The organism is Sinorhizobium sp. CB7, assembly GCF_041357635.1.
In the GTDB taxonomy this organism is placed as follows: Bacteria; Pseudomonadota; Alphaproteobacteria; order Rhizobiales; family Rhizobiaceae; genus Rhizobium.
The window spans coordinates 329327-354815 of sequence record NZ_JAULLL010000001.1; the positions used below are offsets into that span (position 1 = coordinate 329327).

The following is a 25489-nucleotide window of genomic DNA, read 5'->3' on the forward strand; positions in this document are numbered from 1 at the left end:
GCGGAATATCAGTCCTGCGCCGCGTTGAAAATGTGCAGACCACACCAGCCTGCAGAATTTGAACGTCCGGCTATTCGATCAGGATCGCGCGAAAGTCGTTGACATTCGTGCCCGTCGGTCCGGTCTCGAAGAGATCACCGATGGCGGCAAAACCGCTATAGCTGTCATTGTTGTCGAGAAGCCGGCGCGGATCGAGGTCGGCGGCGCGAAGGCGCCTGACGGTGCTGCCGTCGGCATAGGCACCGGCATTGTCTTCCGAGCCATCGATCCCGTCCGTATCGGCGGCGAGCAGATGCAGGGCGCGGCCGTCGCTCGCAAGCGCGAAGGCGAGCGCGAATTCGCCATTGCGTCCGCCGCGACCGCCCTTGGCGCGCAATGTCACGGTGGTCTCGCCGCCGGAGAGCAGCACGGCCGGCTTCTGGAAAGGGCGGTTGCGTTCGAGGATCTCGCGGGCCAGCGCGGCATGCACCAGGGCGACATCGCGCGATTCGCCCTCGATCGAATCGGATAAAATAGCAGGGGTGATCCCGTTCGAACGAGCGACCGCCGCGGCTGCCTCCAGCGAAACGCCCGCCGAAGCGATTATATGGTGTTCGTGCCGGCCAAAGACGGGATCGTCCGGCCGCGGAGCGTCGGCAGCGGGCGAATTGAGATGGGCAATTGCGGCCTCCGGCAGCTTCAGCCCGTACTGCGCCACGATTTCGAGCGCCTGATGGCGGGTCGAGCGGTCCGGGATCGTCGGACCGGAGGCGACATGGGCAGGATTGTCGCCCGGAATGTCGGAAACGATCAGGCTCACGACGCGCGCCTTCGTCGCGGCTGCGAGCCGTCCCCCCTTGATGGTGGAGAGATGCTTGCGAACGACATTCATGGCCGAAATCGGAGCGCCGGAAGCAAGAAGCGCCTCGTTGACCGCGATTTCGTCTTCGAGCGTCATGCCCTTCGGCGGCGCCGGCAACAGCGCCGATCCACCGCCGCAGATGAGCGCGACGACGAGATCGTCCGCGCTAAGATCGGAGACCGTCTCTATGAGACGCTGCGAGGCGACCAGTCCTGCTGCGTCTGGAACAGGATGCGCCGCCTCGATGATTTCGATCGCGCGGGTTTTGCAGCCATAACCGTAGCGGGTCACGACGCAGCCGCTCAACGGTCCTTCCCAGACGGTCTCGAGAGCCTGCGCCATTTGTGCCGCGCCCTTGCCGGCACCGATCACGACCGTTCTGCCTTGCGGCTTTTGCGGCAGATGCGCCTTGATGCCTGTCAGGGGATCAGCGGCGCGAACGGCCGCTTGAAACAAGGAGGCGAGGAAGGCACGGGGATCGGATATCGTCATAAGCAGCCTGGCTCTCTTGCGGAAGAAATGATGTGCTGACAACTGCCTAGGCGTAGCGTCAATGAATGACAAGCGCAACATCGCGACATGGCGTTTTAGCTTTAGCTACTGTTTTCACGCATGTCGTTGGCGCAAGACCGCTGCACACTTTTGCGCGACATGCATTAGCCAACCGACTCGTGCCCGGATGTTGCGAGGCGGATATCCCTCCGGAAGTCGGAGGGTGACATGCCGGCGATGTGGCGGAAGCATTTGTTAAAAGCACTGATGGATCCGAAGCCGCTGTCCATCGCCACCTGAAGGACATTCGCGCCTTCCCTCATCAGCAGCGCCTGGGCGCGGGACAGACGCAGCAGGTTGACATATTTGCTCAGCGTCATCCCCGTCGATTTCTTGAAAACACTCATTGCATATTTCGGATGCAGATCCGCTGCACGGGCGATATCGACGGAGCCGATGTCCTCCATGTAATGGGCAGCTATGAAGTCACACATCCGGGCTAGGCTGCGCGATGATTGCCCGTGAGGCTGCTCGACCTCGAGCCCGCCGACTCCACCCCCCGCCATCGTATAGGGTTCGAATGCAATACGCTCGATGCGCAGCAGCAACTCGTCCACGGCATGCTGCGCCCTTACCGGATCGCCGGAGCGGACATAGCGGAACCAGCGGGCGAAGTTTTCCTCGTCTGCGGCATCGGTGCCGGATGTCAAAAGTGTGGAGCCCTTCATCAGCCGATTTGAGATTTCATCAGGCAGACGAAGTCGGAAGAAATAGACAAGCGGCAGATGCGCTCCCGCGTAAAGCGAATCCTCCGAGGATTCGTCCATCTGATGAGGCTGGCCACCCCAGAAAAGACACATGTCACCGGCCTTGAGCGTGATCTCGTGACCGTTCATGCGGTAATGAACGGTGCCCCTCATGATATAATTCACCTCCACCTGTGCGTGCCAGTGGGGCATGACCATCACGGGAGGATGGTTATGAAACATCTCGAGCGCCGTCGGCAGGCCCTCGATGCTGCTCGCACCCGGTTGGTAGATGGCTCTGCTGGCAACCTTACTTTCCGCCAAATCCATGTTCCCTTTTTAGGAGACAGCAGCTCCCTTGCGGATAACTTACCCATGTTCGCTAAGGGACGGCAATTGAAAAGGGAGGATTTTCAATGCGCTTCAAACTTATCGGTGCGACCGCTGCGGTCGCTCTGCTGGCGTCCGGCTCCGCATTTGCGCAATCGGGCAATCTTACCATCTGGAGCTGGAACGTCGCGGCATCGGCGCTAAAGTCCACACTTGAGGGTTTCAACAAGCAATATCCCGATATCAAGGTGACGGTAGAGGATCTCGGCAACAATCAGGTCTTCGACAAGACGCTTGCGGGCTGCGCGGCCGGTGGCGACGGCCTGCCGGACATCGTGACGATCGAGAATTTCGAGGCGGAAGTCTTTTGGAACCGCTTCCCGGATTGCTTCGCCAATCTCAAGGAGCTCGGCTACACGCCGGAAATCCAGGCGAAGTTTCCTGACTTCAAACGCACCGAACTGGAGGTCGGTGATGTCGCCTATGCGATGCCGTGGGATTCCGGTCCCGTCGCCGTTTTCTATCGCCGGGACTTCTATGAAAAGGCGGGCGTCGATCCGGCTACGATCAAGAATTGGGACGACTTCATTGCCGCCGGCAAGAAGATTTCGCAAGCCAATCCCGGTGTCGTCATGGCGCAGGCCGATTTCAACGGCGACAGCGAATGGTTCCGGATGATCTCCAACGAGCAGGGATGTGGCTACTTCTCCACGGATGGCCAGACGATCACGATCAACCAGCCCGCCTGCGTTGCGACCTTGGAGAAGGTCAAGCAGATGAAGGATGCCGGTACGCTCACGGCTGCCATCTGGGATCAAAAGATCCAGGCCAATACTGCGGGCAAAGTCGCAAGCCAGATGTATGGCGGCTGGTACGAGGGAACCATACGTACCGGCTCGCCCGATCTTTCCGGCAAATGGGGCGTCTACATGATGCCGAGCCTTACGGCCGACGGGCCGCATGCGGCAAATCTTGGCGGTTCGTCGCTGGCGATCAACGCCAATTCCGAAAACAAGGAAGCCGCATGGGCCTATCTGAACTATGCACTGGCCACCAACGAAGGGCAGGTCACGATGCTGAAGTCCTTCGGCCTCGTCCCCTCGCTATTGTCAGCCGTTGAGGACCCATTCGTCAACGAGCCCCAGCCCTATTGGGGCGGACAGAAGGTCTGGGCCGATATTCTTTCGACCCTGCCGAAGATCGTGCCGAGCCGCGGAACCGCGTTCCAGAGCGATGCGGACGCGATCTACAAGGCAGCGCAGACGAAGTATTTCGCCGGCGGTTATCCGGATGCGAAGGCGGCACTTGACGATGCAGCCAGCCAGATCGCTTCGGCGACGGGCCTTCCGATCGCAGAATGAGTGATCGGCCGGGCGATTTCTCGCCCGGCTTCACCGCCTCTAAATTAAAAAGTGACAGCGGGATGTCGCCCGAAAGCCGCACACTTTTCGGCATCCCGCTCTAGCGAGGAGGATATTGATGTCGTCCAGGACCCGGAGCGCCTATGCGTTCCTTGCTCCCTATCTGCTGGTCTTCGCCACCTTCTGGGTCTGGCCGATCATCAACTCGTTCCTGATCTCGTTTCAGAACACGCGCGTAAATCCCTGGAAGTTCAGTCTCTCGGCCAATTGGGGGCGCCTCTTCGGCGATCCGGCTTTCTACAACGCGCTCTACAATACGCTCATCATCCTGGTCGTTCAGGTGCCGGTGATGATCGCGCTCGCCACCATCATGGCCGTGTTGCTGAATTCGCCGCTTTTGAAGGTGCGGCCCTTGTTTCGCTTCGCCTTCTTCGCGCCTGTCGTCGTCGGCGAAGTCGCCTATGCCGCCGTCTTCCGCCTGATGTTCAGCATCGATTTCGGCATCATCAACAAGCTGATCGGTTCGGTCGGTATGCCACCCGTTTCCTGGTTCGATAACGCGAACGCGGCGATGGCGCTCCTCATCATCGCCGTCACTTGGCGCTGGGCAGGCTACAATGCCATCATCATATTGGCCGGACTGCAGTCCATCCCCGAGGACGTCTATGAGGCCGCGACGCTCGACCGCGTCAGCAAGGTGCAGCAGTTTTTCCACATCACCTTGCCGCTCCTGAAGCCGATCATCCTCTTCTGCGTCGTGCTGTCGGTGATAGGTACGATGCAGCTGTTCACCGAACCCTTCCTCATCACCAATCGCGGCGGCCCCGGCGGCGGCACCGAAACGCTTGGTCTGCTTCTCTACCGGCAGGGATTCACATCGCTGAATTTCGGCTACGCTTCGGCGATTGCCTACACCATAGCCGCCCTGGCGATTGCGATCTCGCTTTTCAATCTCTGGGTTGGGAGGGAGGCCAAATGAGGTCCAAGTCGCAATCCCTCCTGATGCGCAAGATTGCGCTTCACGCAGTCCTGACGCCGCTCGCCGTCATCTGGCTCTTTCCGCTCTGGATGATGTTCGTCTTCTCGACCATGCCGGATCAGGGGATCTTCAGCCCCGAGATCGTATTGTGGCCGTCGACGAATTTCATAGAGAACTTCAGGAACCTCGAGGCCGACACCGGTTTTCTGCGCGCGATGTTCATCTCGATCACGGTGGCGGTGATCTATACGGTCCTGTCGGTGATGCTGACATCGATGGCAGGCTGGGCGCTTGCCCGCTATCGATTTGCCGGGCGCTCGGTCGTCGTGGCAATCATTCTCGGCACCATCACCTTACCCTTTGCCGTTGTCGTGATTCCGCAATTCATCATGGTGGCGCGCGAATTCAAGCTGGCCAATACCTGGGTGGCGCTTATCGTGCCGCCGCTCTTCAATTCGCTGGGCGTGCTCTTCATGCGCCAGTCCTTCTCAATGATGCCGAACGAGCTCTTCGACGCCGCCCGTGTCGAAGGCGTCAAGGAATGGCAGATATTTCTGCGCATAGCCCTGCCGCTTGCACGGCCAACGATGGCGGCGTTGTCGATCATTCTCTTCCTGACATCCTGGAACAACTATCTCTGGCCGCTGCTCATCAACTCCAAGCCCGGGATGATGACGGCGCCGGTGGCGCTCGGAACGCTGATCGGCCTCACCAAGGTTTCCTGGGGCGGCATCATGGCCGGCGCGGTGCTTCTGACCGCACCGATCCTCGTCGTCTTCGTGCTGCTGCAGCGTCATTTCATCGCCGGCATCGCGGCCGGCGCAATCAAGTAACCAGGGAAAACCGAATGGCCGAACTTTCATTGAAGAACGTCGTCAAACGCTATGGGGCGTTCGAAGTCATTCACGGTGCAAATCTCCAGGTAAACGACGGCGAATTCGTCGTCTTCGTCGGTCCGTCCGGCTGCGGCAAATCCACGCTGCTGCGCATGATCGCCGGCCTTGAAGACATTTCGGGCGGCGAAATCAATATCGGCGGAAAAATCGTCAACGATATCGAGCCCGCCGACCGCGGCATCGCCATGGTGTTCCAGTCCTATGCGCTCTATCCGCATATGACGGTGGCGGAAAACCTGTCCTTCGGCCTGCGCATGAACGGCAATCCCAAAGAGGACACCGAAAAGCGCGTGCGCCACGCGGCCGAGATCCTTCAGATCAAGGACTTGATGCAGCGCCGCCCGAGACAGCTCTCCGGCGGTCAGCGCCAGCGCGTCGCGATCGGCCGCGCCATCGTTCGAGAACCGCAGGTCTTCCTTTTCGACGAACCGCTCTCGAATCTCGATGCCGAACTCAGGGTGCAGATGCGGGTGGAAATCTCCAGGCTGCACAAGCAGCTCGGAACCACCATGATCTATGTGACGCACGATCAGACGGAAGCAATGACGCTTGCCGACAAGATCGTCGTTCTCAGGGCTGGCAACATCGAGCAGATCGGCGCGCCGCTCGACCTCTATGATGATCCCGCAAACCAGTTCGTCGCCGGCTTCGTCGGTTCGCCCAGGATGAATTTCCTGAGGGCGAACGTGACAAGCAAGGAGGCTTCCGGCGTAACGGTCTCGCTGGTGAGTGACCCTAACGTGAGATTGAGGCTGCCGCTCGCAGGACCTGTGGAGGAAGGCGCGCCGGTGGTGCTCGGGATCCGCCCGGAACACTTTGCCGATGCCGGCATGGGCGACACTGACCTCCATGTCACCGTCGACGTCGCGGAGCATCTCGGAAATACCAGCTACATCTACGCGACCGTTGCGGGCGGCGAGCAGCTCATTATCGAGCGCCCGGAATCCCGCTCCACGGCCAATCGCGACCATCTGACGGTCGCGCTCTCCGCAAAACGCGCATTCCTGTTCGACAGCGCGGGCAATCGCCTGCGGTGACGACATCCACACGTAACACCAAGATTTGAAAGAGGAATGGTTATGAATTCAGAGCAACCGATCCGCTGGGGCATCATTGGCCCCGGCACCATCGCTCGTACTTTTGCGGATGGCATCGCGCATTCGCGGACGGGCAAGCTGGTGGCAATCGCCACTCGCAATCCGGAGAAGCCCGGCCTCGGCGAAAGCTTTCCCGGCGCTCGTATCGTCAAGGGTTATGATGCGCTGCTGACCGATCCAGAAATTGACGCGGTCTATATCGCAACGCCCCATACCGGCCATGCCGAATGGGCGATCAAGGCGATCCGCGCCGGCAAGCATGTACTGGTGGAAAAGCCGATCGCGCTTTCAGCTTTCGATGCGGATGCCATTTACTACGAAGCCAGGAAGGCAGGGGTCTTTGCCGGCGAAGCCTTCATGTACCGCCTGCACCCGCAGACGGCAAAAATCGTCGAACTCGTGAAAGGCGGCGCGATCGGTACGGTACGCATCATTCGTTCCAGTTTCGGTTTCAACATGGGCAGCTTCAAGCCCGAGCATCGGCTCTTTGCCAATGAGACCGCGGGCGGAGGCATTCTCGACGTGGGCGGTTATCCGGTCTCGATGGCTCGGCTGATCGCGGGGGCTGCGGAAGATAAACCCTTTCTGGAGCCGGAAAAGGTGTCGGGCGTCGCGCATCTCGGCCTGTCCGGTGTTGATGAATGGGCGTCGGCAGTTCTGAAGTTCCCCAACTCGATCATCGCGGAAGTATCGTGCTCGATCATGGCCCAGCAGGACAATACGCTGCGCATCATCGGGTCTGAGGGCCGCATCGAGGTCAAGGATTTCTGGTTCGCCTCTGGTCACAAAGGGGGTGTCGGCAAGATCGACATCATCAGGGGAACCGAGCAGCAAACGCTCGACGTGAAGGAGGACTGCTGGCTCTATTCCTTTGAGGTCGATGCGGCCGGAGATGCCATCCGGGCAGGGAAGATGGAGTTTGCCTCGCCAGGAATGACCTGGGCCGATTCCATCGGCAATCTTCGCGTCCTTGACAAGTGGCGCGCTTCGGTCGGGCTCGAATATAGGGTGGAAACGGCTGCAAAGCGCACGACAAATATCGCGGGCGGAACGGTCCGGCGGGGGAGCAGCGTCCCGCTACGCGAGATACCGGGCATTCCAAAGCCGGCCTCCGTCGTGAGCCTCGGTTTTGAATTCTTCCCGAATTTCGCGGCCGCTTCACTCACGCTCGACGCCTTCTACGAGGCAGGCGGCAACATCTTCGATACTGCCTATGTCTATGGAAACGGCAAGACAGAGAGCATTTTCGGCGATTGGCACACGAGCCGCAACGTTCCGCGTGACGAGATCGTGCTGATCGGCAAAGGAGCCCATTCACCCCTCTGCTACCCGGATATGATCGCCAAGCAGCTCGACCAGTCGCTCGACCGGCTGAAGACGGACTATGTCGATATCTACTTCATGCATCGCGACAACACGGACGTGCCCGTCGGCGAATTCGTCGATGCGATGGATGCCGAAGTTGAACGGGGCCGCATCCGCGGCATCTTCGGCGGATCGAACTGGACCCGCGACCGCATGAACGAGGCGATCGCCTACGCGGCAAAGAACGGCAAACGTGCGCCCGCCGCGCTTTCCAACAACTTTTCGCTTGCCGAAATGCTCGAGCCGATCTGGGCGGGCTGCGTTGCTGCCTCGGACGACGAATGGAAGACGTGGTTGAACGAGAAGCAGATCCCGAACTTCGCATGGTCGAGCCAGGGCCGCGGCTTCTTCACCGATCGCGCGGGACGCGACAAGACCGACGATGAGGAAATCGTCCGCTGCTGGTATTCGGACCGCAATTTCGGACGCCGTGACCGAGCGATCGAGCTCGCGAAAGAGCTTGGCCGCAGTCCGATCCACATCGCGCTCGCCTATGTGATTGCCCAGCCGTTCCCGGTCATTCCGCTGATCGGGCCGCGCACTGTCGGCGAGCTGGAGGATAGCCTTTCAGCACTCGATATCGGGCTGACGCCTGAGCAAGTGAAATGGCTGGAGGGCTAACTGAATTCGGACAGGCGGAAAGCGCTGCGACAATATTGTGGCGCTACCGCACCGCGGCATAAAGAGGGATAAGCACTTTATTTTTTCGGCATTTCTGTTCAGTACCAGCCGTCGGCCATGGATTCCTTGCGTCTGTCCATGAAGTCGCATAGGGCCTCGTCGACGGCCACGTCGAGCGGCGGTGCTTCGTACTCTTCAAGAGTTCTTTTCCATTGGCGATTGGCGCGGGTCGCAATGTCCGTCGACCCTCCTTCCTCGCTCCATTTCTCGAAGGGTTCGTTGTTCGAAAGCGTCGAATCCCAGAAGGCGGTCTGATAGTTCCGCATCGTATGCGCCGAGCCGAGGAAGTGGCTGCCGGGGCCAACCTCCTCGAAGGCATCGAACGCCAGGGTATTGTCATCCACCGTGACTCCGGCAAGATAGGAGCGAAGTGCCCCACACAGATCCGTATCCATAACGAATTTCTCGTAGGACATTGCGAGCAACCCATCCAGGAAACCGGCCGAGTGGAGGATGAAGTTTGCCCCGCAATGGATGGCCGACAGCATAGACATCAACCCTTCCTGCATGGCCTGACCGTCCGGCAGCTTGGAATTGGAAAAGTTGCCGGCACACCGCAGGGGCAGCTTCAGTCGCCTTGCGAGCTGGCCGACAACCATGGAGCCGATGGCCGGTTCGGGGGTTCCGAAGGTCGGCGATCCCGACCGCAGCGACATGGAAGAGAGGAAGTTGCCGAAGATCACCGGCGCGCCCTTCCGTTCCAGTTGGGTCAGGGCGCAGCCTGCGAGCGTCTCGGCGTAGGACTGGGCGATGGCCCCCGCGTTGGTCACCGGTCCCATGGCACCGCCAAGGATGAAAGGTACGATGACGGCGGCCTGATTGGCACGGGCGTAGGCGCGCAACGACTTCGTCATGGTGCCGTCCCAGACGAGCGGAGAGTTGACATTGACGTTGCCCAGGATGACGCAGTTCATGTCGACGAAATCGGCGCCGAAAAGGATGCGCGCCATCTCGATCGAGTCTTCGGCGCGCTCCTCAGCCGTCACCGAGCCCATGAACGCCCGATCGGAATATTTGATGTGGCTGTACACCATGTCGAGGTGGCGCTTGTTCACTGGCACGTCGACCGGTTCGCAGATCGTGCCGCCGGAATGGTGGAGCCACGGACTCGCCTGGGCGAGCTTGATGAAGTTGCGAAAGTCCTCAATGGTGCCGTACCGGCGGCCTTTGTCGAGGTCCATGACGAAGGGCGAGCCGTAGGCGGGCGAGAAGACCACCTTGTCGCTCCCGATCCGAACGCTGTTCGCGGGATTGCGGGCGTGCTGGGTGAACTCGCTCGGCGCCGAGGAGACAATCTCGCGAAGCATTCCAGGCTCGAAGCGGACACGGACTCCGTCCACCTTGGCTCCGGCCCGCTTCCAGTGGTCGACCGCAGCCGGATCGTCGCGGAATTCGATGCCGATCTCGGCCAAGATGCGGTCTGCCGTGCGCTCGATCCTTTCCAGGTTCTCTTCCGACATGATGTCGTAGGTTGGAATGTTGCGGACAATGTAAGGAACACCGTGCGGCTTCGCCGCGCCATCGCGTCGCGCAGCCCGCGCACTTCGCCCGCGTCTGCCAGACCTTTCTTCCGAAATCGCCTCAGTCATTGTCGCCTCGAAGCTTACGCCGAGCGAAAATGTCGCACTTCGTGTCGCAATGTCAAACTCTGTGTCGCGTTATAGTTATGTCTGTGCCTCTGGTTCGTTACTTAGTTCCTCATCCGGGATGTCGTCGAAGGAGGCATAGTTGAGATTATAGAGCTTCGAATAGAGTTTGCCGTTCGCCATAAGCTGCTGATGATTGCCGCTTTCGATGAGCTGGCCGTTCTGCAGCACAATGATGCGATCCGCCTCGCGGATCGTTGCCAGGCGGTGGGCGATGACGAGGCCGGTGCGGTTTTCCAGGAGCTTCACCAGCGCCTTCTGGATCAGCATTTCCGTATAGCTGTCGATGTTCGCGGTCGCTTCGTCGAGCACGAGGATCTTCGCGTCGGCAACAAGCGCACGGGCGAAGCTCAAAAGCTGGCGTTGGCCGAGCGAGAGGCCGCCGCCACGTTCGCCGAGCATGGTGTCGTAGCCATCAGCAAGTCGCATGATGAAGTCGTGAGCACCCACGGCCTTGGCCGCCTCGATCACCTGTTCGCGTGTCGCTTCGCTCTTGTGGTAGCGGATGTTCTCGAAGACCGTACCGGTGAAGAGGAACGGCTCCTGCAGCACCATCGCGATCTGCTGACCAAGCGAATCCTGCGTGAGCTCGCGCACGTCATGGCCGCCGACCAGGACCTGGCCTTCCTGCACATCGTAGAAACGATGGATCAGCGACATGCAGCTCGATTTGCCGGAACCCGTCGGACCGACGAGTGCGACCGTTTCTCCGGGATTGACCTTGAAGCTCACGTTCTTCAGGACCGGATGTTTCGGATTGTAGCCGAAAACCACATTGCGGAATTCGACGGAGCCGTCCATATCAGGCGAAAGTGCAACGGCGTTCGGGGCATCTCGGATGTCCACCGGCACGTCGAGGACTTCCGTCAGCCGGTGTCCTGACGCCATGGCGCGCTGCATCACCGAATATTGCAGGGTGAGCGAACGGATCGGGTCGAAGAAACGCTGGATATAGAAGAGAAAAGCAACCATGACACCGACGTCAAGCGTCTGGTTCAGCACCCGTGATCCGCCGACGACGATGACGAGCGCCATTGCGATACCCGTCAGACTATCAACGATCGGCACCATGACCTGTGCATATTTCGCGGCGGTCAGGTGGGTGAGCAGGTTCGCATGCGCCTTGTCGTCATAAAGCGTGAAGTTGACGCCCTGCCGGTCCATGCTCTGGACGGCGCGAACGCCGTGGATCGCTTCGGCGAGCGCGCCGTTTGCGACCGAGTTGGTTTCATGGGCAGCCATGAAGGAGGCCCGTGCGCGCGGCAGCCAGAAGATACGGACAATGAAGAGCACCGGCAGCGCGGACAGGGTCAAAAGGCCGAGCCAGAAATCCAGATAGAGCATCACGAAGACGATGCCGAAGAGCAGCATGATGTCGCCGACGGAAAGCACCGATGTTTCCAGGAACTCCTGCATGGAATTGACGTCGCCCTGGAGGCGCGACATCAGCCGGCCGACTTCGGTCTTGTCCATGAAGGAGAGTGAGACACGCTGCAGATGCGTAAACATCGCCTTACGGATATTAAACAGCACCTCTTCTGCGACGCCGCCGACAAGCGTTTCCTGCGCATAGCTGGCGGCATAGTTGATGAGGATTGCGATCGCAAAGGCGATAATGGAATAGGTGAGCGCCGATCTGTCCACGACGCCCTGCGCCATGCCATGGTCGATCGCGTAGCGGATGATGAGCGGAATCAGGAGCTGCATCGCCGTGAATGTCAGCACCGCGGCGACGGAAAGCAGGATCTCAGTGCGATAGGGCCGGACGAAGGCCCAGATTCGCTTGATGACATTGCCGTCGAAGGCCTTGCCGAACATCTCCTCTTCGATGCGGTGCGAGCCGACCACCGCGCGCGGCGGCCGTCTGCCGTCTTCGCGCACGTCGGAACGTTCGGTTTCCTGTTCCTCCGCCATTATCTTCTCCTTTGGACGCCGCTCAAGCGCTCATCGCGTCGTCGCCCGGCCGCACCTGCAGATCATAAAGCGCCTTGTAGCGTCCGCCGGCAGCAAGCAGGGATTCATGCGTTCCCCGCTCGACGATTTGCCCGTTCTCGACGAACAGGATCTGGTCGGCATGCATCAGCGAACTCAGCCGGTGTGCGACGATGATCGTGACGCGGTCGGCGGCGTAGCGGCGCATGGCGCTTCGGATGCGCTGCTCGGTCGCCGCGTCGATTGCTGCGGTCGAGTCGTCGAAGACCATGACCGCCGGCTTCAGCATCAGCGCACGCGCGATCGAAAGGCGTTGCCGCTGGCCGCCGGAAAGCGACACGCCACGTTCGCCGACGACGGTACCGTAGCCTGTCGGCAGACCGAGCACGTAATTGTGAAGCTGCGCGCTTTCGCTGGCGCGCTCGATACGCTGTTCCTTCGCCCAGGGGTCGCCATAGGCGATATTGTTTTCGATCGTCGTGGTGAAGAGGAAGGAATCCTGCTGTACCACAGCGACGGCGCGGCGCAGTGATTGCAGCGTCGCCTTGCGGATATCCTGACCGTCGATCGTGATCCTGCCGGCGCTGACGTCGTAGAAGCGCGGGATCAGATGGGCAATGGTGGACTTGCCGCTGCCGGGAGGGCCGACGATGCCGATGGTCTCGCCGCGTTTCCCTTCGAAGCTGACGCCATGCAGAACCTCCCGGTTTTCGGAGCCGGGATAGGCGAAGCTGACATTTTCGAACCGAACGGTACCCTCGGTTACCTTCAGTTCGCGCGCATCGGGCGCATCCTTGATCGCAATGTCGAGATCGAGCAGGCCGAAGAGACGTGAACCGCAAGTCGACGCACGGGCAAAGGAATTGACCATCAATCCGAGCTGGCGCACCGGCATCTGCAGAATAGTCATGAAGGTCAGGAAGGACGCGAGCGTGCCGACGGTGATCTCTCCCGCCATCACCTTGCCGCCGCCAATCCAGAGCACGAGGCCCATGGCCGCAAAGAACGAGAAGGTCATGGCGCTGGTGTTTGTGACTCGAATGCCCACCCGCCGATGGGCAAGTTCGAGCGCACTCTGGGAGGCCGTCTCGAATTTCGCCAGCTCATGCTCCTGTGCGGCGAAAGCGCGTACCACGCGAATGCCGCCGAGGTTCTCTTCCATGATGCGGGTCAGGACCGACAGTCGCTCCTGCAGATCGAGCCAGGTCGCGCGCAGGCGAAGCTGGGTCACCGACGAGCGCCATGCGACGAAGGGCACGAAACTCAATGCCAGCAGACCGAGCACCAAGTCGGTTGTGAGCAGCATATAGGCGCCGATGCCGATCAGCACGGTCAACAGGATCATGCGCACCAACCCGGTCGAAAAATACATACGCACGCCTTCGAGATCGAGAAGGCCGACAGTGATCAGGTCTCCTGAATGAACACTGTCATGGAAGCTGAAGCTCAGGCGTTGGATCTTCTCATAACAGGCAAGGCGCAGCTGATAGCCCATGCGGTGGCCGACCGCTTCGCTGTAATAGTTCTGGATCATAGTGAAGATGCCGCGCAATATGCTTGCGCCGAGAAGCAGGAGCGCCGTCATCAGCAGCGCGTCTTCCGCCGCCTTTCCTGCCGCACCACCGGTCACTGCCACCTGCGTATGGTCGACGGCCTGGCCAAGAAGCCGCGGGATCATCAGTTGGAATGTCGAGGCGACCAGCGTTGCGCCTATCGCAAAACCTGCCTGCCATGGATGGCGGAAGGCCATGATGGTGATGCGCACCAGAGTGTAGAGGCCTCGCCCCCAGCCCGCCGCACTAACATGCGCCAGCGAAGCGGATTGCTTCGTCGCGCGTCTTAACGCATCGCTGCTCACTTTATTTTCCAGACGATGATTGCTCGAACGCTCTCCCGGGCAGTTCGAAGGGGATTTGATTAGCGCACTAAATTTCGCCGATTCCTGTTTCGGGTTCAAGCGCTTTTTCCCGGAATCCGGAAATAATACAGCCTCCGGATGTCACTCTCTGGTAATGGGACGACCGGAGGCTGGGATTTAGCGATCGGTAAGCTTTTAAGCGATCATGCTCCGCGCGCGGCGGCGATTTCCTTCAGCGCCGCGGCAATCGTCGCCGGAACTTCGAGCGGCGAGAAATGTCGGACGCTTTCCATGATTTCCATCTTCGCGCCGGGGATATTCTCGGCGAGGTATTTCGCCATCTCCGGAGGTGTGGCGTAATCCTCCGAGCCGACGCGGATCACGCAGGGGAAGTCGAACTTCGGCAGCGCCTGGCGCAGGTCCGCAGCCCCGAGCATCGTACAGGTCGCGGCGTAGGCGGAAAGATCATTTGCTAGGAAGACCTTTACGGCCGCCTCGACGACATTTGGATTGGCCTCGCGGAAGGCGTCGCTGAACCAGCGGGTCTTCTGGAAGCCGACCAGGGCGCCAAGGCCTTCCGCCAACGCCTTGCTGCTGCGCTCCGCCCAGGCCGCCGGGGCGTTCTCGCCGTACCAGGCTGTGGTATCGAACAGGCCGAGCCCGTCGACGAGCTTGGGATGACGGGCGCCGAAAGCCAGCGTGACACAGCCGCCCATCGAGGCGCCGGCGACGACAGCCGAAGACCAGCCCACGTGTTTCATGACATCGGCGATATCGTCAGCGAACTGTTCGACGGTATAGGGACCGGCCGGCTTGTCGGAGGCGCCGTGCCCCCGGCAGTCGATAACGAGCATGTCGCCCGATCCGGCAAGTGCCGTGAGGGTCGAATCCCAGAAGCTCTTGTCCATGGCAAGAGAATGAATGAGGACGAAGCGGCTCTTTCCGTCACCTGGGACAAGACGATAGGAAATGCGGATACCGTCACGCGTGGTGGCAAAGTCTGTGGCGGCTTTGGGGGAGACAGTCACGAGAATGTCCTTTCGTTTTCCGTTTTCGGAAGGCGCGGTGATCGCACCGCGAGGATAATCCCGCCACCGGGCGGACGGTCGCGGGATCGATTCGATTTACTCTGCGGCCCTGACGGCCGGACCCTTCGGAAGATTGAACATGCCGCGCTCGAGTGTGCTCATGAAGGCGAGTACCTCCTCGCTCTCGATCACATCAGCATATTTCGCATTGAGATCGCACAGTGCCATGGCGTGGCTGGCTTCCGAACGTTCGAAGCAGGCATCTTCGACCATGGTAACGCGATAATTGTGGCTGAACGCATCGACGACGCTCGCGCGCACGCAGCCGCTCGTCGCCGTTCCCACGACGATCAGGCTGTCGCAGCCGAGAAGCGTTAGATAGCTGACGAGGTTGGTGCCGTGGAAGGCGCTTGGCTTCTGCTTGTAGATGACGAGGTCCTGGGCGCTCGGGGCGATCTGCGGCATGATTTCGTTGCCGTCATGGTTCGTACCGCCCGGCTTTTCGCCGCTTCGCGCATTCTTCCATGCCCAGCTGCCGGCATCCCAGTTATCGGCGCGGCGTATACCGGTCGTATAGATGACGGGGAGCTCCCGGTCATGGGCCACATCGATCAGCTTGCGGATGATCGGCAGTGCATCCCAGGCAGCCTCTCCGCCGGACTGGCGCCAGCGCTTGACCGATTCGAGCAGCGGCTCGCGGCGATCGCCGCAAAAAGCATAATTGACGTCGATCACAAGCAGCGCCGGTCGTTTCCCGAACCCCTGGCGCACCCCGTATCCGGCAAGCTTGAATACCTCCTTGTCCCTTTCCGTCAGGAACTTATCCCATATCCGCTCAGTCATTTTTTCTCCGTTCAGGTTTGCGAGTTCGCCGCAGTCTGGCTGCGCATCCCCCTGCTTTGTAGGTGGCGAGGGGGCAAACAAATCGCGGCTCCCACTTGACTTGTCGCACATTTGTGTTTGTATGGCAAACATACACTATGACAGAATGACAACTGTTCGTGATCATTGTCATGGTGATTTAAGCCCCTTAAGTGACAGGCGCCGGTAGGCCTACGGGAGGAGTATGATGGTGAAATTTTCTAAGGCAGCAGTGCGTTCCGGACGGATCGCGATGATTGGGGGGGTGTTCGCAGCCGTCGCTTTTGCTTCCGGCGCCAACGCCCAGGAAGCATGGAAGCATGGTATTGTGGAAGCCAAGGGTGACTCCGGCTTCCTCTTTCAGGCTGCCGAAGGTGGCTTTGCTGAGAAGCATAGTCTCAACGTCGACATGGTCGAATTCACCGGCGGTCCGACCGCCCTCAAGGCCCTGATCGCAGGCGAACTCGACAGCTTCGAAGCGAGCCCCGTTATCGCCTTTGCTGCCATGCATCAGAATGCCGACATCAAGATCATCGGTTGCAACTGGCCGGGCATGACCTATACGGTCTTTTCTTCCCCGGATATTGCCTCGGCCACTGATCTCAAGGGCAAGTCCATCGGTGTTTCCGCGCCGGGCTCTCTGCCGGACCTCTTCGCGCGTCTCGCGCTTGAAGCCGAAGGCGTCAAGGGTGCAGATGTGACCTTCGCCAATGCCGGTGGTAGCGCCGACCGCGTTCGCGCCATCAGCTCCGGTGTCGTTGCCGCGGCCGCAAGCTCGAGCGAATTTGCCGTCAACGCCGAGACGCTCAAGGTCAAGCCGCTGCTCGCAGGCGCCGAAGTGACGCCGAAGTTTGTCAAGGTTTGCATTATGACGACCGGTGAGAAGATCGCCGACCGCCATGACGACATGGTCAAGTTCCTTGCCGCTGAAATGGAAGGCCTGACTTACGCCGTCAACAACAAGGATGCCATGGTCGCTCTTGCCCGCAAGGTCGCGAACCTTCCGGCAGACGACAAGACGGCCGAATTCATCTATGATGAGGCCATCAAGTACAAAGCCATCGCTACCGATCTCGCAATTCCGATGGAAAACCTTCAGTGGACCGATGATCAGATGGTTCGCCTCGGTGCTCTCAAGAGCAAGGCGGATGTCAAAAACTTCGTTGACGACAGTATCCGCACCGAAGCCGTGGCGGTGGTGAAGAAGTAAGCTGACGTTCAGTAAGGAGGAACCTGCATGGCCCACCTGGAGGTGCAGAATATCACTAAGACTTTCCGCACGCGCGGCGGCACCGAATTCGCCAAGGCATTGGACGGCGTTTCATTCGATGTCGAAAAGGGCGAGGTGATCGCCCTCATTGGACCGAGCGGATGCGGAAAGACGACGGCGCTGCGCATCATCATGGGCCTGGAGAATGCGACCTCCGGCCAGGTCAAAGTTGCCGGCCGCCCGATTTCGGGCTGCGGGCACGATCGCGGAATGGTGTTTCAGCATGCCGAACTGCTGCCCTGGCGCAGCACGCTGAGCAATATCGGCTACGGGCTTGAGATGAAGGGCATGAAGGAGCCGGAACTGAGCCGGACCGCTGGCCACTATCTTGAGCTCGTCGGCCTCGGTCGCGCTCGCAACATGCGTCCGCATCAGCTTTCGGGTGGTATGAAGCAGCGTGCCGGCATCGCCCGCGCTCTTGCGATCGATCCCGAAGTGCTCCTGATGGACGAGCCGTTCGGCGCTCTCGATTCCCAGACGCGCGAAACACTTCATGGTGAGTTGCTCGCTATCCACGCGAAGACGGGCAAGACCATCATCATCGTTACCCATGATCTCGATGAAGCCGTCATGCTGGCGGATCGTGTCGTGGTCTTGCAGTCCGGCAGGGTCAGCCAGATCATTCCGATCGAGCTCGGCCGGTCGCGCGAAGACATGCGCGCCATCCGCACGTCCGCGGAATATTCGAAAAAGCGGACCATGATCTGGGAAGCGCTGCACGATAACGGCAGTGGCAAGAAGGCAGCCTGAGGAGGGTTTGATGTCGACAACTGAAGCACAGGGCAGCATGACTTCAAGCGCCAGCAGATCCGAACGCACGACGTGGTCCATGCCGAGCTGGATGATCACCACGATATCGATCATCATCGCTCTTGCGATCTGGGAATATTTCGGCCGGAATGCGAACCCCTTGCTCGGCACCTATCCGAGCGCGATTTTCGCGGCATTCATCGACATGTTGAAGGACGGCCGGCTGCTCAAGGCCTTCGTCGAAAGCAGCCAGCCCTTTGCCGCAGGCTATATCGCAGCGGCGATCATCGGTATTCCCGTCGGTCTCCTTCTCGGCCGCTATCGTTTTCTGGAAGCGGCCTTCGGCATTTATATCACCGCGGGCTACGCGACGCCGTTGATCGCACTCGTGCCACTGATGATCCTGTGGTTCGGCCTCGGCTTCATGGTCAAGGCCGTGATCGTGTTCCTGCTTTCCTTCTTCCCGATCTGTCTCAACACCTGGTTCGGCGTGAAGGCTGTTCCGAAGACGCTTGTCGAAGTGGGTACGGCATTCTGTGCTCCCCAGACGCAGATCATGCGCGGTATCGTTCTGCCGGCGACCACGCCATATATCATGGCCGGTCTGCGCCTCGGCATCGGCAAGGCGGTCATCGGCATCGTGATCGCAGAGTTCCAGACCGCCATCTCTGGTCTGGGCGGTATCATCATCACCTCGGCCAATGCCTTCCGGACGGCGGAGATGTTCGTGCCTGTAATTCTCATCATGGTGGTGGCCGTCGTCCTGACTGCTCTGGTCGGATGGCTTGAAAAGGTTGTCGCGCCCTGGCAGAGCGAAATTACCGGACAGGACGCGCCCTGAGGATCGGGTGAGTTCGAACAAGCCGTCGGATCGAAACCGGCGGCTTTTTTGTTTGTGGTTTGCTTGTGGCCATTGATGTGTGCGGGGAGAGCAAGACAATGGACGATACCAATCTGTGGGACTTTGCGGTCCGTCTCTACGGGATGCCTGGCGTTGCGGATACCTGCCTTGCTCTTCAGGAGGAATGCGGTGTCGACGTACCCGTGCTGCTTTTCTCGGCCTGGCTTGCCGACCGTTCCGTGGCTTTATCGGCGCCGGAAATGCGCCGGATCGCCACCGTCGTCGCGGACTGGCATCGCGAGGTGGTCGTGCCGCTGAGAACCGTGAGGCGGCGTCTGAAGTTCGGGCCGCGACCGGCGCCCGATCAGAAAACGGAAAGCCTGCGCAACACGATCAAGGGTGCGGAGCTTTCAGCCGAGCGGATCGAGCTCACTCTCCTTGAAGCGGAAGGTTTGAGCCTTTCGAGTACCGGAAAAAGCGATCCTGTCGAGAACATGATGACGGTCGTGCGTTACTACCGCGGCTGCGAACCGGACGAGCGCGCGGTTGCTGCAATAGGCCTTATTGCACGATTACTGGCGTAGCTGTGAATCACCTCTTTGGCTCTTCCTTCCAGCGTTTCACGATCGGCAGATCGATGTCGAACAAATCCAGAGCGCGGCCGACCGTCTGGTTGATGATGTCATCGATTGTCTGCGGCCGGCTGTAGAAGGCCGGCACGGGCGGCATGACGATGGCGCCATTGCGGGTCGCCTGTTCCATCAAGGCGATATGGCCGGCATGGAGCGGCGTCTCCCGGAACAGGAGAACGACGCGCCGGCGCTCTTTCAGGCATACGTCGGCGGCGCGCACGATGAGTTCGTCATTGTAGCAGTTGGCAATTCCGCTCAGCGTCTTGACGGAGCAGGGGGCGACCAGCATACCCGCCGTGCGGAACGAGCCGGAAGATACGGCCGCGCCGATATCGCGGTAGTTATAGAGCGTGTCGGCAAGGTTGCGGATCTCTTCCGCGCTTATGTCGAGTTCGTCGGATGCGGTTCTGAGCGCCGCAGGCGAAATGATCGCATGCGTCTCCACATCCGGCAGATCCCGCAGGAGCTGCAGCGCGCGCACCCCGTATATGACACCGGAGGCTCCGGTAATGGCGATGATGATGCGTCGCATGCACTATCCTAAACGGTCTTGTCCTGTAGAATTCAACCGGCTGCCTTTGCAGTCTCCTGAGAATGCAACGCCGACCGCGCCGAATTCGCCACGTGCTTTTCCGCCGCCGCATGGGCTGCAACCTTGTCGCGGCGAATGATCGCGTCGACGATCTGCTCGATCTCGGCGATGCTCTGTTTGCGCCGTTCAGGCCTGACGACCGAGCGACGGCGCAAAGGCGAGGTCAAGAGCGTCAGTTTCTTGAGCAGGTCGAAGGCGATCTGGTTGCGCGCCCCGGAGCATATCAGGTCGTAGAAGTCGCGCTTGATGGCAACGATTTCCTCGGCTGTGCCGAGCTGATAGGCGGCCTTCAGGCGCTCACTATGCGCCTTCAAACCTTCGAGCTCGGCGTCCGGCGCATTCTCGATGAACTGCTCCACGATCATGGGCTCCAGCACGCCCCGGATGCGATAGATGTTTTCGGCATCTTCCCGCGTCACCGTGACGACCGCCAGACCGCGATTGTTGAGGTCGGTCAAGACGCCTTCCGCCTGCAACTGACGCAGCGCCTCGCGCAGCGATGTCCGACTGACATTGAGCTGCTGGCACAGGTCCTTTTCGACAAGCCGTGTCCCGGGCTCAAGATAGCCGGTCTCGATCGCCCGCCGCAGCGACTGCATGATCTTGTTTCGCAGCGGCGCCGATTCCTGCTTCAAGGGTCCGAACGGCTCAAATCCCGGATGGTTCATTAACTTTCCCCGCGATGCTTCACGATTCCTGTTTCGACCCCGGCCCGCGTGAGCAAGCCGGTCATTCATGCTATTGCGCTAAAAAATGTTTGTCCGTCAAGCCGTTATACCAACGTGGATATAACGTGTCGTTTTATGCCGTCTCATTCGATGGTCCGACTAGAAGCAGATCTCCATCGCAGATGGCCGGCATTTCGGCGCAACCTGATTCGGCATGATCCTCCCTTTGCGTCCGATCTGTCCAGGAATGGACGCAGGCCAAAGATCTGCGTCCATTCGTCCTTAATATTACTTTTTCTTTTCGATGTCGCGTACCGGTGTTTCCGGCTTCATGCCGCCCTGGCGGCGCGAGTAGGTGTTCTCGCCAGTTGCCTTCCAGTCGCCAGAAACGGCTGCATCGGCGAACTGCGTCCAGAGATCACTCCAGTCGCCCAGCGAATAGCCATGCCATGGCGGCTGCGGGGTCAGGCGCGGAAGCTGCAGCTCTTCCCAGATCTTGCGGGCGCGCGTCATGTATTTCTCCGCCGGCAGAGCGAGCGGCGGCATTGGCGCCTTCAGCGTCGCATCGATCAGCAGTGTTCCCTCGGCACTCTTGGAGCCCGATTTCGGTCCGTGACCGCCGGAGCGGTATGGCGTGATGTGAACGTCGTCAATCATATTGGCGCGATAGGCGAGCGACCAGAATACGGCGTCGGCATTGCGCGAATCGATATCGTCCGAAACTGCGATGACGATCTTGCCGCATTGCGCCTGTAGCGTGGCCGCACCCTGCAGCCCGCGCCAGATTTCCGACTGCGGCGCGCTGCGATCGAATTCCAGAAAGATCACCTTGCGGATGTTGGTCAGAGGCTCATGCATGACAACGCGTTTGATACCCTTGACGTTCAGCGCCTTCTTCAGGTGGTTGAGGAAGAGGGGCTCGTAGGCGACGCGCTTCAGCACGCTTGATTCGCTCGGGGTCACCTGGCTGACAATCGATACTAGGACCGGGTTGCGCTTGCGCGTGATTGCCGTCACCCGCATCGACATGTTGAAATCCTCGAGCGCCACATGGCCGTGGCTTTCGCCGAATGGCCCTTCAGGCTCCAGAAGCACGGGATCGATCAGGCCTTCGATGACGATTTCGGCGTCGGCCGGAACTTCGAGATCGATCGTCTTGCAGCGGGCGATACGGATCGGCTGGCCGATCAGGCCGCCTGCGACTCCGAGCTCGTCCTGGTCGATCGGCAGCTTCTGCGGGCCGGTGAAGAGCACGGCCGGCGCGCAGCCGATGACGATCGCACAGGGCATCGGCTCGCCGCGCTTTTGATATTTCAGCCAGTGCTGGTATCCGCCGGCGCCGCTGAGGCGGCTTGCCATACGCACGCCGAGCCGGTCTTCGGCCTTGAGCGCTGCGCGATAGGTGCCCATGTTGCGAATGCCGTTATCGGGATCGCGCGTCACACAGAGAGTGGCGGTAAAGTAAGGGGCGCTGTCGAAGCCGGGTGTTGAGATCGGCACCGGCAGGCTGCCGAGCCCGCCGCCTTCGGCCTTCAATGCGTCACCGGTAATCACGACTTCCTGGCACGGCGCCTCGTCGACCATGACCGGGTCGATCGGGTGCTCCATTGCACGGACCCAGACATCGCCGATTTCATCTTCGGAAACGCCGAGGCCGGCGGCATAAATGGCGGGCGAAGCGGCAAGCACGCCGACGGCCACCGGAATATCGTAGCTCTCGCCCTTGGCGCCGCGCACGTCGGTGAACAGGAAGCCGCGTCGCTGCTCATCCGGCAGACCACCTTGGAACTGCCAGCGCGCCAGCGGATGCAGCTCGCTGTCCTTGTCGATCGGCACCTGTATGCGCGTCAGAAGTCCGCGCTCTTCGAGCCGTGCAAGATGCTCCTGCAGGTCCAGAGGCGCCTTTTGCTCTCTTGTCGTCATGAAAATCACGCTCCCAAAATGCGCCATTTTGCCGCCGTCGACGGCCGTCACGCGCACGATTCTATACCGTAGCCACGCTCTCGAAAAATCTCAGCCAGAGCGAACGAGGCGCAGGTGCCTCTCTTTTTCGATTGCATTACACGGCCATACTGTCATACATTATGACGAAGAGCAACAGCGCACCTGCAGTGCTCGGCGCGAGCCCGGCCTGAAGTCGCTGCCATTCAGCTTCAACGAAATACGAAGAGGTCTTATGAACAGCCCGCTCCTGAAAACTGTACCGGACACCACGGAAAGCGCGCAGGAAAAGATCAGCTATCCTGCGATCACTCCGGAGATGAAGCTTGTGCAGGAGGCGCTGTTCCGCCATGTCGGCAAGCCCATTCCCCGCAAGGAAGACAGACGGCTTATTACCGGCAAGGGCCGTTTCTCCGACGATTTCAGCATGCCAGGGCAGACCTACGCGGCGATGGTGCGCTCGCCCTATCCGCACGCCCGCATTCTCGGTATCGATCCATCCGAAGCTTTGGCAATTCCGGGCGTACTCGCCGTCCTGACGGGTGAGGACGTGCTTGCAGACGGAATCGAGCCGATCCCGCACAGCCCGGTTCCCTCGACGAAGTTCGACATGAAATTGACCGCGCCCGACGGAGGCAAGCCCTTCATCGGCCCTCATTATCTCCTGCCGGCCGACAAGGCGCGCCATGTCGGCGAAGCCGTTGCGATGGTGATTGCCGAAACTGCCGCCCTTGCTGTCGACGGCGCCGAGAAGGTGATGGTCGACTACGAGGAGCTTCCCCATGTCACCAATACGGCCGCTGCCGCAGAACCGGGCGCTCCGGCTGTCTGGGACGAAGTTCCGGATAACGTCTTCATCGAGTCGAAATTCGGCGACTGGGAAGCAACCGATGCAGCCTTCGCAAAGGCCGATCACGTCATCCGGGCGAGTTTCCACATTGACCGCGTCACCGCCGTTACCATCGAGCCGCGGGCAGCACTCGGAAACTTCGATGCCGAGACCGGTCGTTACACGCTTTATGCCGGCAGCGGCGGTGCCGTTCGCCAGAAGGGGGAGCTTGCCAAGGTACTGGGCATCGAGCCCAAGAACCTGCGCGTGCTTTCTTTTGATGTCGGCGGCAATTTCGGCGCGCGCAACCGTGCCTATGTCGAATTCGGTCTGGTCCTCTGGGGATCGCGCAAGGTCGGCCGTCCCGTGAAATTCACGGCGACGCGCTCGGAGGCGTTTCTGACCGATTATCAGGGCCGCGACCTCGTCACCAAGGTTGAGCTGGCGCTGAACAAGGAAGGCAAGTTCCTGGCAATGCGGGCTGACAATCTCAGCAACGTCGGCATGCGCGCCGTCTCGCTTTCGCCGCTGAGCAAAGGATCGGGCCTTATCACGGGTTCCTACGACATCCCCGTTGCCGCGTTGCGCGCGCGCGCTGTGTTTACGAATACGATGTGCACGCAGGCCTATCGCAGCTCCGGCCGCCCGGAGGTTACCTATGCGATCGAGCGCATGGTCGAGATCGCGGCCCGCGAGCTCGGCTTCGATCCTCTCGAACTGCGCCGCAAGAACCTGGTTCCGGTCGAGAAGATGCCATACACGAACGCGGTCGGTCAGATCTACGACAGCGGCGAATATGCAAAGAATATGGAGCGCGCGCTCGAAATGTCCGGCTGGAACGGCTTCGAGGCCCGCAAGGCAGAAGCCGCCAAGCGCGGCAAGCTGCTCGGCCGCGGCTTTGCCAATTACGTCGAATCCTCGATCGGCTCTCCGAAGGAGCGTGCCGAGATCGAAGTCAAGGATGACGGCACTATCGAAGTCGTGATCGGCACGCAGCCGAGCGGGCAAGGCCATGAGACGAGCTTTGCCCAGGTCGTCGCCGACATGGTCCAGGTGCCGGTCGAAAAGGTCTGGATCGTTCTCGGCGATACCGACATCGTCAGCGTCGGCGGCGGATCGCATTCCGGCCGTTCGATGCGTCATGCGGGGACCGTCATGGCGATCGCCTCTGCCGATCTGCTCGCCGAAGGACGGCGACGCGCTGCCGACCTCTTTGAGACCGACGTCGACTCGATCGAATTCGAGGGTAGCTATTTCAAGGTGACAGGGACCAACCAAGCGATCGACATCTTCGCACTCGGGCGTCAGACACGCGATAAGTTCGGGCCGCTTCGTGTTGCCCGCGACAACGAAATGCACACGCCGGTCTTCCCGAACGGAGCGGCCGTCTGCGAGGTCGAGGTCGATCCCGAAACCGGCCACGTGCAGATCACCGCCTATTCCACGATCGACGACGTCGGTCGCTGCATCAATCCGCTGATCGTTCATGGCCAGACCCATGGCGGCATCGCCCAGGGCGTCGGTCAGGCGATGTGGGAGCTCTGTGCGATCGACCCGACGACGGGTCAGCCGCTCGCTGGCTCCTTCATGGATTACGGCATGCCGCGCTTCGACAACCTGCCGTCCTTCAACTGCGAAATCGCCGAGGTGATCTCGCCGACCAATCCACTGGGCATCAAGGCGGGCGGCGAGGGCGGTACCACGCCTGCGCTGGTGACGGTGACCAACGCCGTCATCGATGCGGTGAAGGACTACGGCGTCACCCAGATTTCCATGCCGCTGACACCCTTTACTGTCTGGAAGGCGATGCATCAGGCCGACCTTCAGGCAGCCGAGTAATTCCGGAGGAGTTT

The 25489-nt window shown here is 60.2% G+C and carries 20 protein-coding genes; 10 read left to right on the forward strand and 10 right to left on the reverse strand.

The genetic code is table 11. The annotated features are described in order from the left end of the window. Positions 1 to 70 precede the first annotated feature (70 nt). Together AAE029_RS01555 and AAE029_RS01560 are read right to left on the reverse strand one after the other, a co-directional pair. Positions 71 to 1333, reverse strand: a complete 1263-nt coding sequence (locus AAE029_RS01555) for a glycerate kinase (protein ID WP_371071023.1) — start codon at positions 1331 to 1333, stop codon at positions 71 to 73. Positions 1334 to 1497: 164 nt separating this feature from the next. After that, positions 1498 to 2409, reverse strand: coding sequence for a helix-turn-helix domain-containing protein (locus AAE029_RS01560; RefSeq protein ID WP_371071024.1), 912 nt, complete (start codon positions 2407 to 2409; stop codon positions 1498 to 1500). Positions 2410 to 2495: 86 nt separating this feature from the next. Here AAE029_RS01560 and AAE029_RS01565 point away from each other — a divergent pair, with 86 nt between their 5' ends. The 5 genes from AAE029_RS01565 (at position 2496) to AAE029_RS01585 (ending at position 8728) form a co-directional block, all read left to right on the forward strand. Further along, positions 2496 to 3770 carry an ABC transporter substrate-binding protein gene (locus tag AAE029_RS01565; protein ID WP_371071025.1) on the forward strand — a complete coding sequence of 425 codons (1275 nt, stop codon included), beginning with the start codon at positions 2496 to 2498 and terminating at the stop codon, positions 3768 to 3770. 118 nt (positions 3771 to 3888) lie between these two features. Then, positions 3889 to 4749, forward strand: coding sequence for a carbohydrate ABC transporter permease (locus AAE029_RS01570; RefSeq protein ID WP_371071026.1), 861 nt, complete (start codon positions 3889 to 3891; stop codon positions 4747 to 4749). Then, a complete protein-coding gene (locus AAE029_RS01575) occupies positions 4746 to 5582 on the forward strand; it encodes a carbohydrate ABC transporter permease (protein ID WP_371071027.1) in 837 nt (278 codons plus the stop codon). Before AAE029_RS01570 ends, AAE029_RS01575 begins: the two co-directional genes overlap by 4 nt. Positions 5583 to 5596: 14 nt before the next feature. After that, entirely contained in the window at positions 5597 to 6682 is a 1086-nt protein-coding gene (locus tag AAE029_RS01580) for an ABC transporter ATP-binding protein (RefSeq protein ID WP_371071028.1), read from the forward strand. A gap of 42 nt (positions 6683 to 6724) precedes the next feature. Then, positions 6725 to 8728 carry an aldo/keto reductase gene (locus AAE029_RS01585; RefSeq protein ID WP_371071029.1) on the forward strand — a complete coding sequence of 668 codons (2004 nt, stop codon included), beginning with the start codon at positions 6725 to 6727 and terminating at the stop codon, positions 8726 to 8728. A gap of 98 nt (positions 8729 to 8826) precedes the next feature. On the opposite strand, the gene AAE029_RS01590 is transcribed toward AAE029_RS01585, so the two are convergent. From AAE029_RS01590 to AAE029_RS01610, 5 genes are all read right to left on the reverse strand, one after another. Continuing rightward, complete coding sequence (locus AAE029_RS01590; RefSeq protein ID WP_371071030.1) at positions 8827 to 10377, reverse strand: trimethylamine methyltransferase family protein; 1551 nt, start codon at positions 10375 to 10377, stop codon at positions 8827 to 8829. Between the two features lie 75 nt (positions 10378 to 10452). After that, on the reverse strand, positions 10453 to 12348 hold the full coding sequence (locus tag AAE029_RS01595; RefSeq protein ID WP_371071031.1) for an ABC transporter ATP-binding protein: 1896 nt from the start codon (positions 12346 to 12348) through the stop codon (positions 10453 to 10455). A 22-nt stretch (positions 12349 to 12370) separates the two neighbouring features. After that, a complete protein-coding gene (locus AAE029_RS01600) occupies positions 12371 to 14224 on the reverse strand; it encodes an ABC transporter ATP-binding protein (protein WP_371071032.1) in 1854 nt (617 codons plus the stop codon). 203 nt (positions 14225 to 14427) lie between these two features. Beyond that, entirely contained in the window at positions 14428 to 15252 is an 825-nt protein-coding gene (locus AAE029_RS01605; RefSeq protein WP_371071033.1) for an alpha/beta fold hydrolase, read from the reverse strand. 96 nt (positions 15253 to 15348) lie between these two features. Next, a complete protein-coding gene (locus AAE029_RS01610) occupies positions 15349 to 16095 on the reverse strand; it encodes an isochorismatase family protein (RefSeq protein WP_371071034.1) in 747 nt (248 codons plus the stop codon). A 223-nt stretch (positions 16096 to 16318) separates the two neighbouring features. On the opposite strand from AAE029_RS01610, the gene AAE029_RS01615 reads away from it, so the two are divergent. The 4 genes from AAE029_RS01615 to AAE029_RS01630 all read left to right on the forward strand — a co-directional run bounded on the left by AAE029_RS01615 (position 16319) and on the right by AAE029_RS01630 (position 19558). Beyond that, complete coding sequence (locus tag AAE029_RS01615) at positions 16319 to 17323, forward strand: ABC transporter substrate-binding protein (protein WP_371071035.1); 1005 nt, start codon at positions 16319 to 16321, stop codon at positions 17321 to 17323. 27 nt (positions 17324 to 17350) lie between these two features. Further along, positions 17351 to 18133 carry an ABC transporter ATP-binding protein gene (locus AAE029_RS01620; RefSeq protein WP_371071036.1) on the forward strand — a complete coding sequence of 261 codons (783 nt, stop codon included), beginning with the start codon at positions 17351 to 17353 and terminating at the stop codon, positions 18131 to 18133. Between the two features lie 10 nt (positions 18134 to 18143). Continuing rightward, positions 18144 to 18974, forward strand: a complete 831-nt coding sequence (locus AAE029_RS01625) for an ABC transporter permease (protein WP_371071037.1) — start codon at positions 18144 to 18146, stop codon at positions 18972 to 18974. 98 nt (positions 18975 to 19072) lie between these two features. Then, entirely contained in the window at positions 19073 to 19558 is a 486-nt protein-coding gene (locus AAE029_RS01630) for a TIGR02444 family protein (protein WP_371071038.1), read from the forward strand. 7 nt (positions 19559 to 19565) lie between these two features. On the opposite strand, the gene AAE029_RS01635 is transcribed toward AAE029_RS01630, so the two are convergent. The 3 genes from AAE029_RS01635 to AAE029_RS01645 all read right to left on the reverse strand — a co-directional run bounded on the left by AAE029_RS01635 (position 19566) and on the right by AAE029_RS01645 (position 22789). After that, the gene (locus tag AAE029_RS01635; protein ID WP_371071039.1) at positions 19566 to 20138 is read right to left on the reverse strand and encodes a UbiX family flavin prenyltransferase; all 573 of its coding nucleotides are present in this window, start codon (positions 20136 to 20138) and stop codon (positions 19566 to 19568) included. A 32-nt stretch (positions 20139 to 20170) separates the two neighbouring features. Beyond that, the gene (locus AAE029_RS01640; RefSeq protein ID WP_371071040.1) at positions 20171 to 20866 is read right to left on the reverse strand and encodes a GntR family transcriptional regulator; all 696 of its coding nucleotides are present in this window, start codon (positions 20864 to 20866) and stop codon (positions 20171 to 20173) included. Between the two features lie 288 nt (positions 20867 to 21154). Further along, positions 21155 to 22789 carry a UbiD family decarboxylase gene (locus AAE029_RS01645; RefSeq protein WP_371071041.1) on the reverse strand — a complete coding sequence of 545 codons (1635 nt, stop codon included), beginning with the start codon at positions 22787 to 22789 and terminating at the stop codon, positions 21155 to 21157. 253 nt (positions 22790 to 23042) lie between these two features. On the opposite strand from AAE029_RS01645, the gene AAE029_RS01650 reads away from it, so the two are divergent. Beyond that, positions 23043 to 25475, forward strand: coding sequence for a xanthine dehydrogenase family protein molybdopterin-binding subunit (locus AAE029_RS01650; RefSeq protein WP_371071042.1), 2433 nt, complete (start codon positions 23043 to 23045; stop codon positions 25473 to 25475). Positions 25476 to 25489 lie beyond the last annotated feature (14 nt).

Excerpts from the sequence above, each read along its gene's own strand:
- AAE029_RS01615 (WP_371071035.1), top strand. The coding sequence starts at position 16,319 with ATGATGGTGAAATTTTCTAAGGCAGCAGTGCGTTCCGGACGGATCGCG.
- AAE029_RS01625 (WP_371071037.1), top strand. The coding sequence starts at position 18,144 with ATGTCGACAACTGAAGCACAGGGCAGCATGACTTCAAGCGCCAGCAGA.
- AAE029_RS01570 (WP_371071026.1), top strand. The coding sequence starts at position 3,889 with ATGTCGTCCAGGACCCGGAGCGCCTATGCGTTCCTTGCTCCCTATCTG.
- AAE029_RS01590 (WP_371071030.1), bottom strand. The coding sequence starts at position 10,377 with ATGACTGAGGCGATTTCGGAAGAAAGGTCTGGCAGACGCGGGCGAAGT.
- AAE029_RS01650 (WP_371071042.1), top strand. The coding sequence starts at position 23,043 with ATGAACAGCCCGCTCCTGAAAACTGTACCGGACACCACGGAAAGCGCG.
- AAE029_RS01555 (WP_371071023.1), bottom strand. The coding sequence starts at position 1,333 with ATGACGATATCCGATCCCCGTGCCTTCCTCGCCTCCTTGTTTCAAGCG.
- AAE029_RS01640 (WP_371071040.1), bottom strand. The coding sequence starts at position 20,866 with ATGAACCATCCGGGATTTGAGCCGTTCGGACCCTTGAAGCAGGAATCG.
- AAE029_RS01620 (WP_371071036.1), top strand. The coding sequence starts at position 17,351 with ATGGCCCACCTGGAGGTGCAGAATATCACTAAGACTTTCCGCACGCGC.
- AAE029_RS01610 (WP_371071034.1), bottom strand. The coding sequence starts at position 16,095 with ATGACTGAGCGGATATGGGATAAGTTCCTGACGGAAAGGGACAAGGAG.
- AAE029_RS01585 (WP_371071029.1), top strand. The coding sequence starts at position 6,725 with ATGAATTCAGAGCAACCGATCCGCTGGGGCATCATTGGCCCCGGCACC.
- AAE029_RS01595 (WP_371071031.1), bottom strand. The coding sequence starts at position 12,348 with ATGGCGGAGGAACAGGAAACCGAACGTTCCGACGTGCGCGAAGACGGC.
- AAE029_RS01560 (WP_371071024.1), bottom strand. The coding sequence starts at position 2,409 with ATGGATTTGGCGGAAAGTAAGGTTGCCAGCAGAGCCATCTACCAACCG.
- AAE029_RS01630 (WP_371071038.1), top strand. The coding sequence starts at position 19,073 with ATGGACGATACCAATCTGTGGGACTTTGCGGTCCGTCTCTACGGGATG.
- AAE029_RS01575 (WP_371071027.1), top strand. The coding sequence starts at position 4,746 with ATGAGGTCCAAGTCGCAATCCCTCCTGATGCGCAAGATTGCGCTTCAC.
- AAE029_RS01580 (WP_371071028.1), top strand. The coding sequence starts at position 5,597 with ATGGCCGAACTTTCATTGAAGAACGTCGTCAAACGCTATGGGGCGTTC.
- AAE029_RS01565 (WP_371071025.1), top strand. The coding sequence starts at position 2,496 with ATGCGCTTCAAACTTATCGGTGCGACCGCTGCGGTCGCTCTGCTGGCG.
- AAE029_RS01635 (WP_371071039.1), bottom strand. The coding sequence starts at position 20,138 with ATGCGACGCATCATCATCGCCATTACCGGAGCCTCCGGTGTCATATAC.
- AAE029_RS01645 (WP_371071041.1), bottom strand. The coding sequence starts at position 22,789 with ATGACGACAAGAGAGCAAAAGGCGCCTCTGGACCTGCAGGAGCATCTT.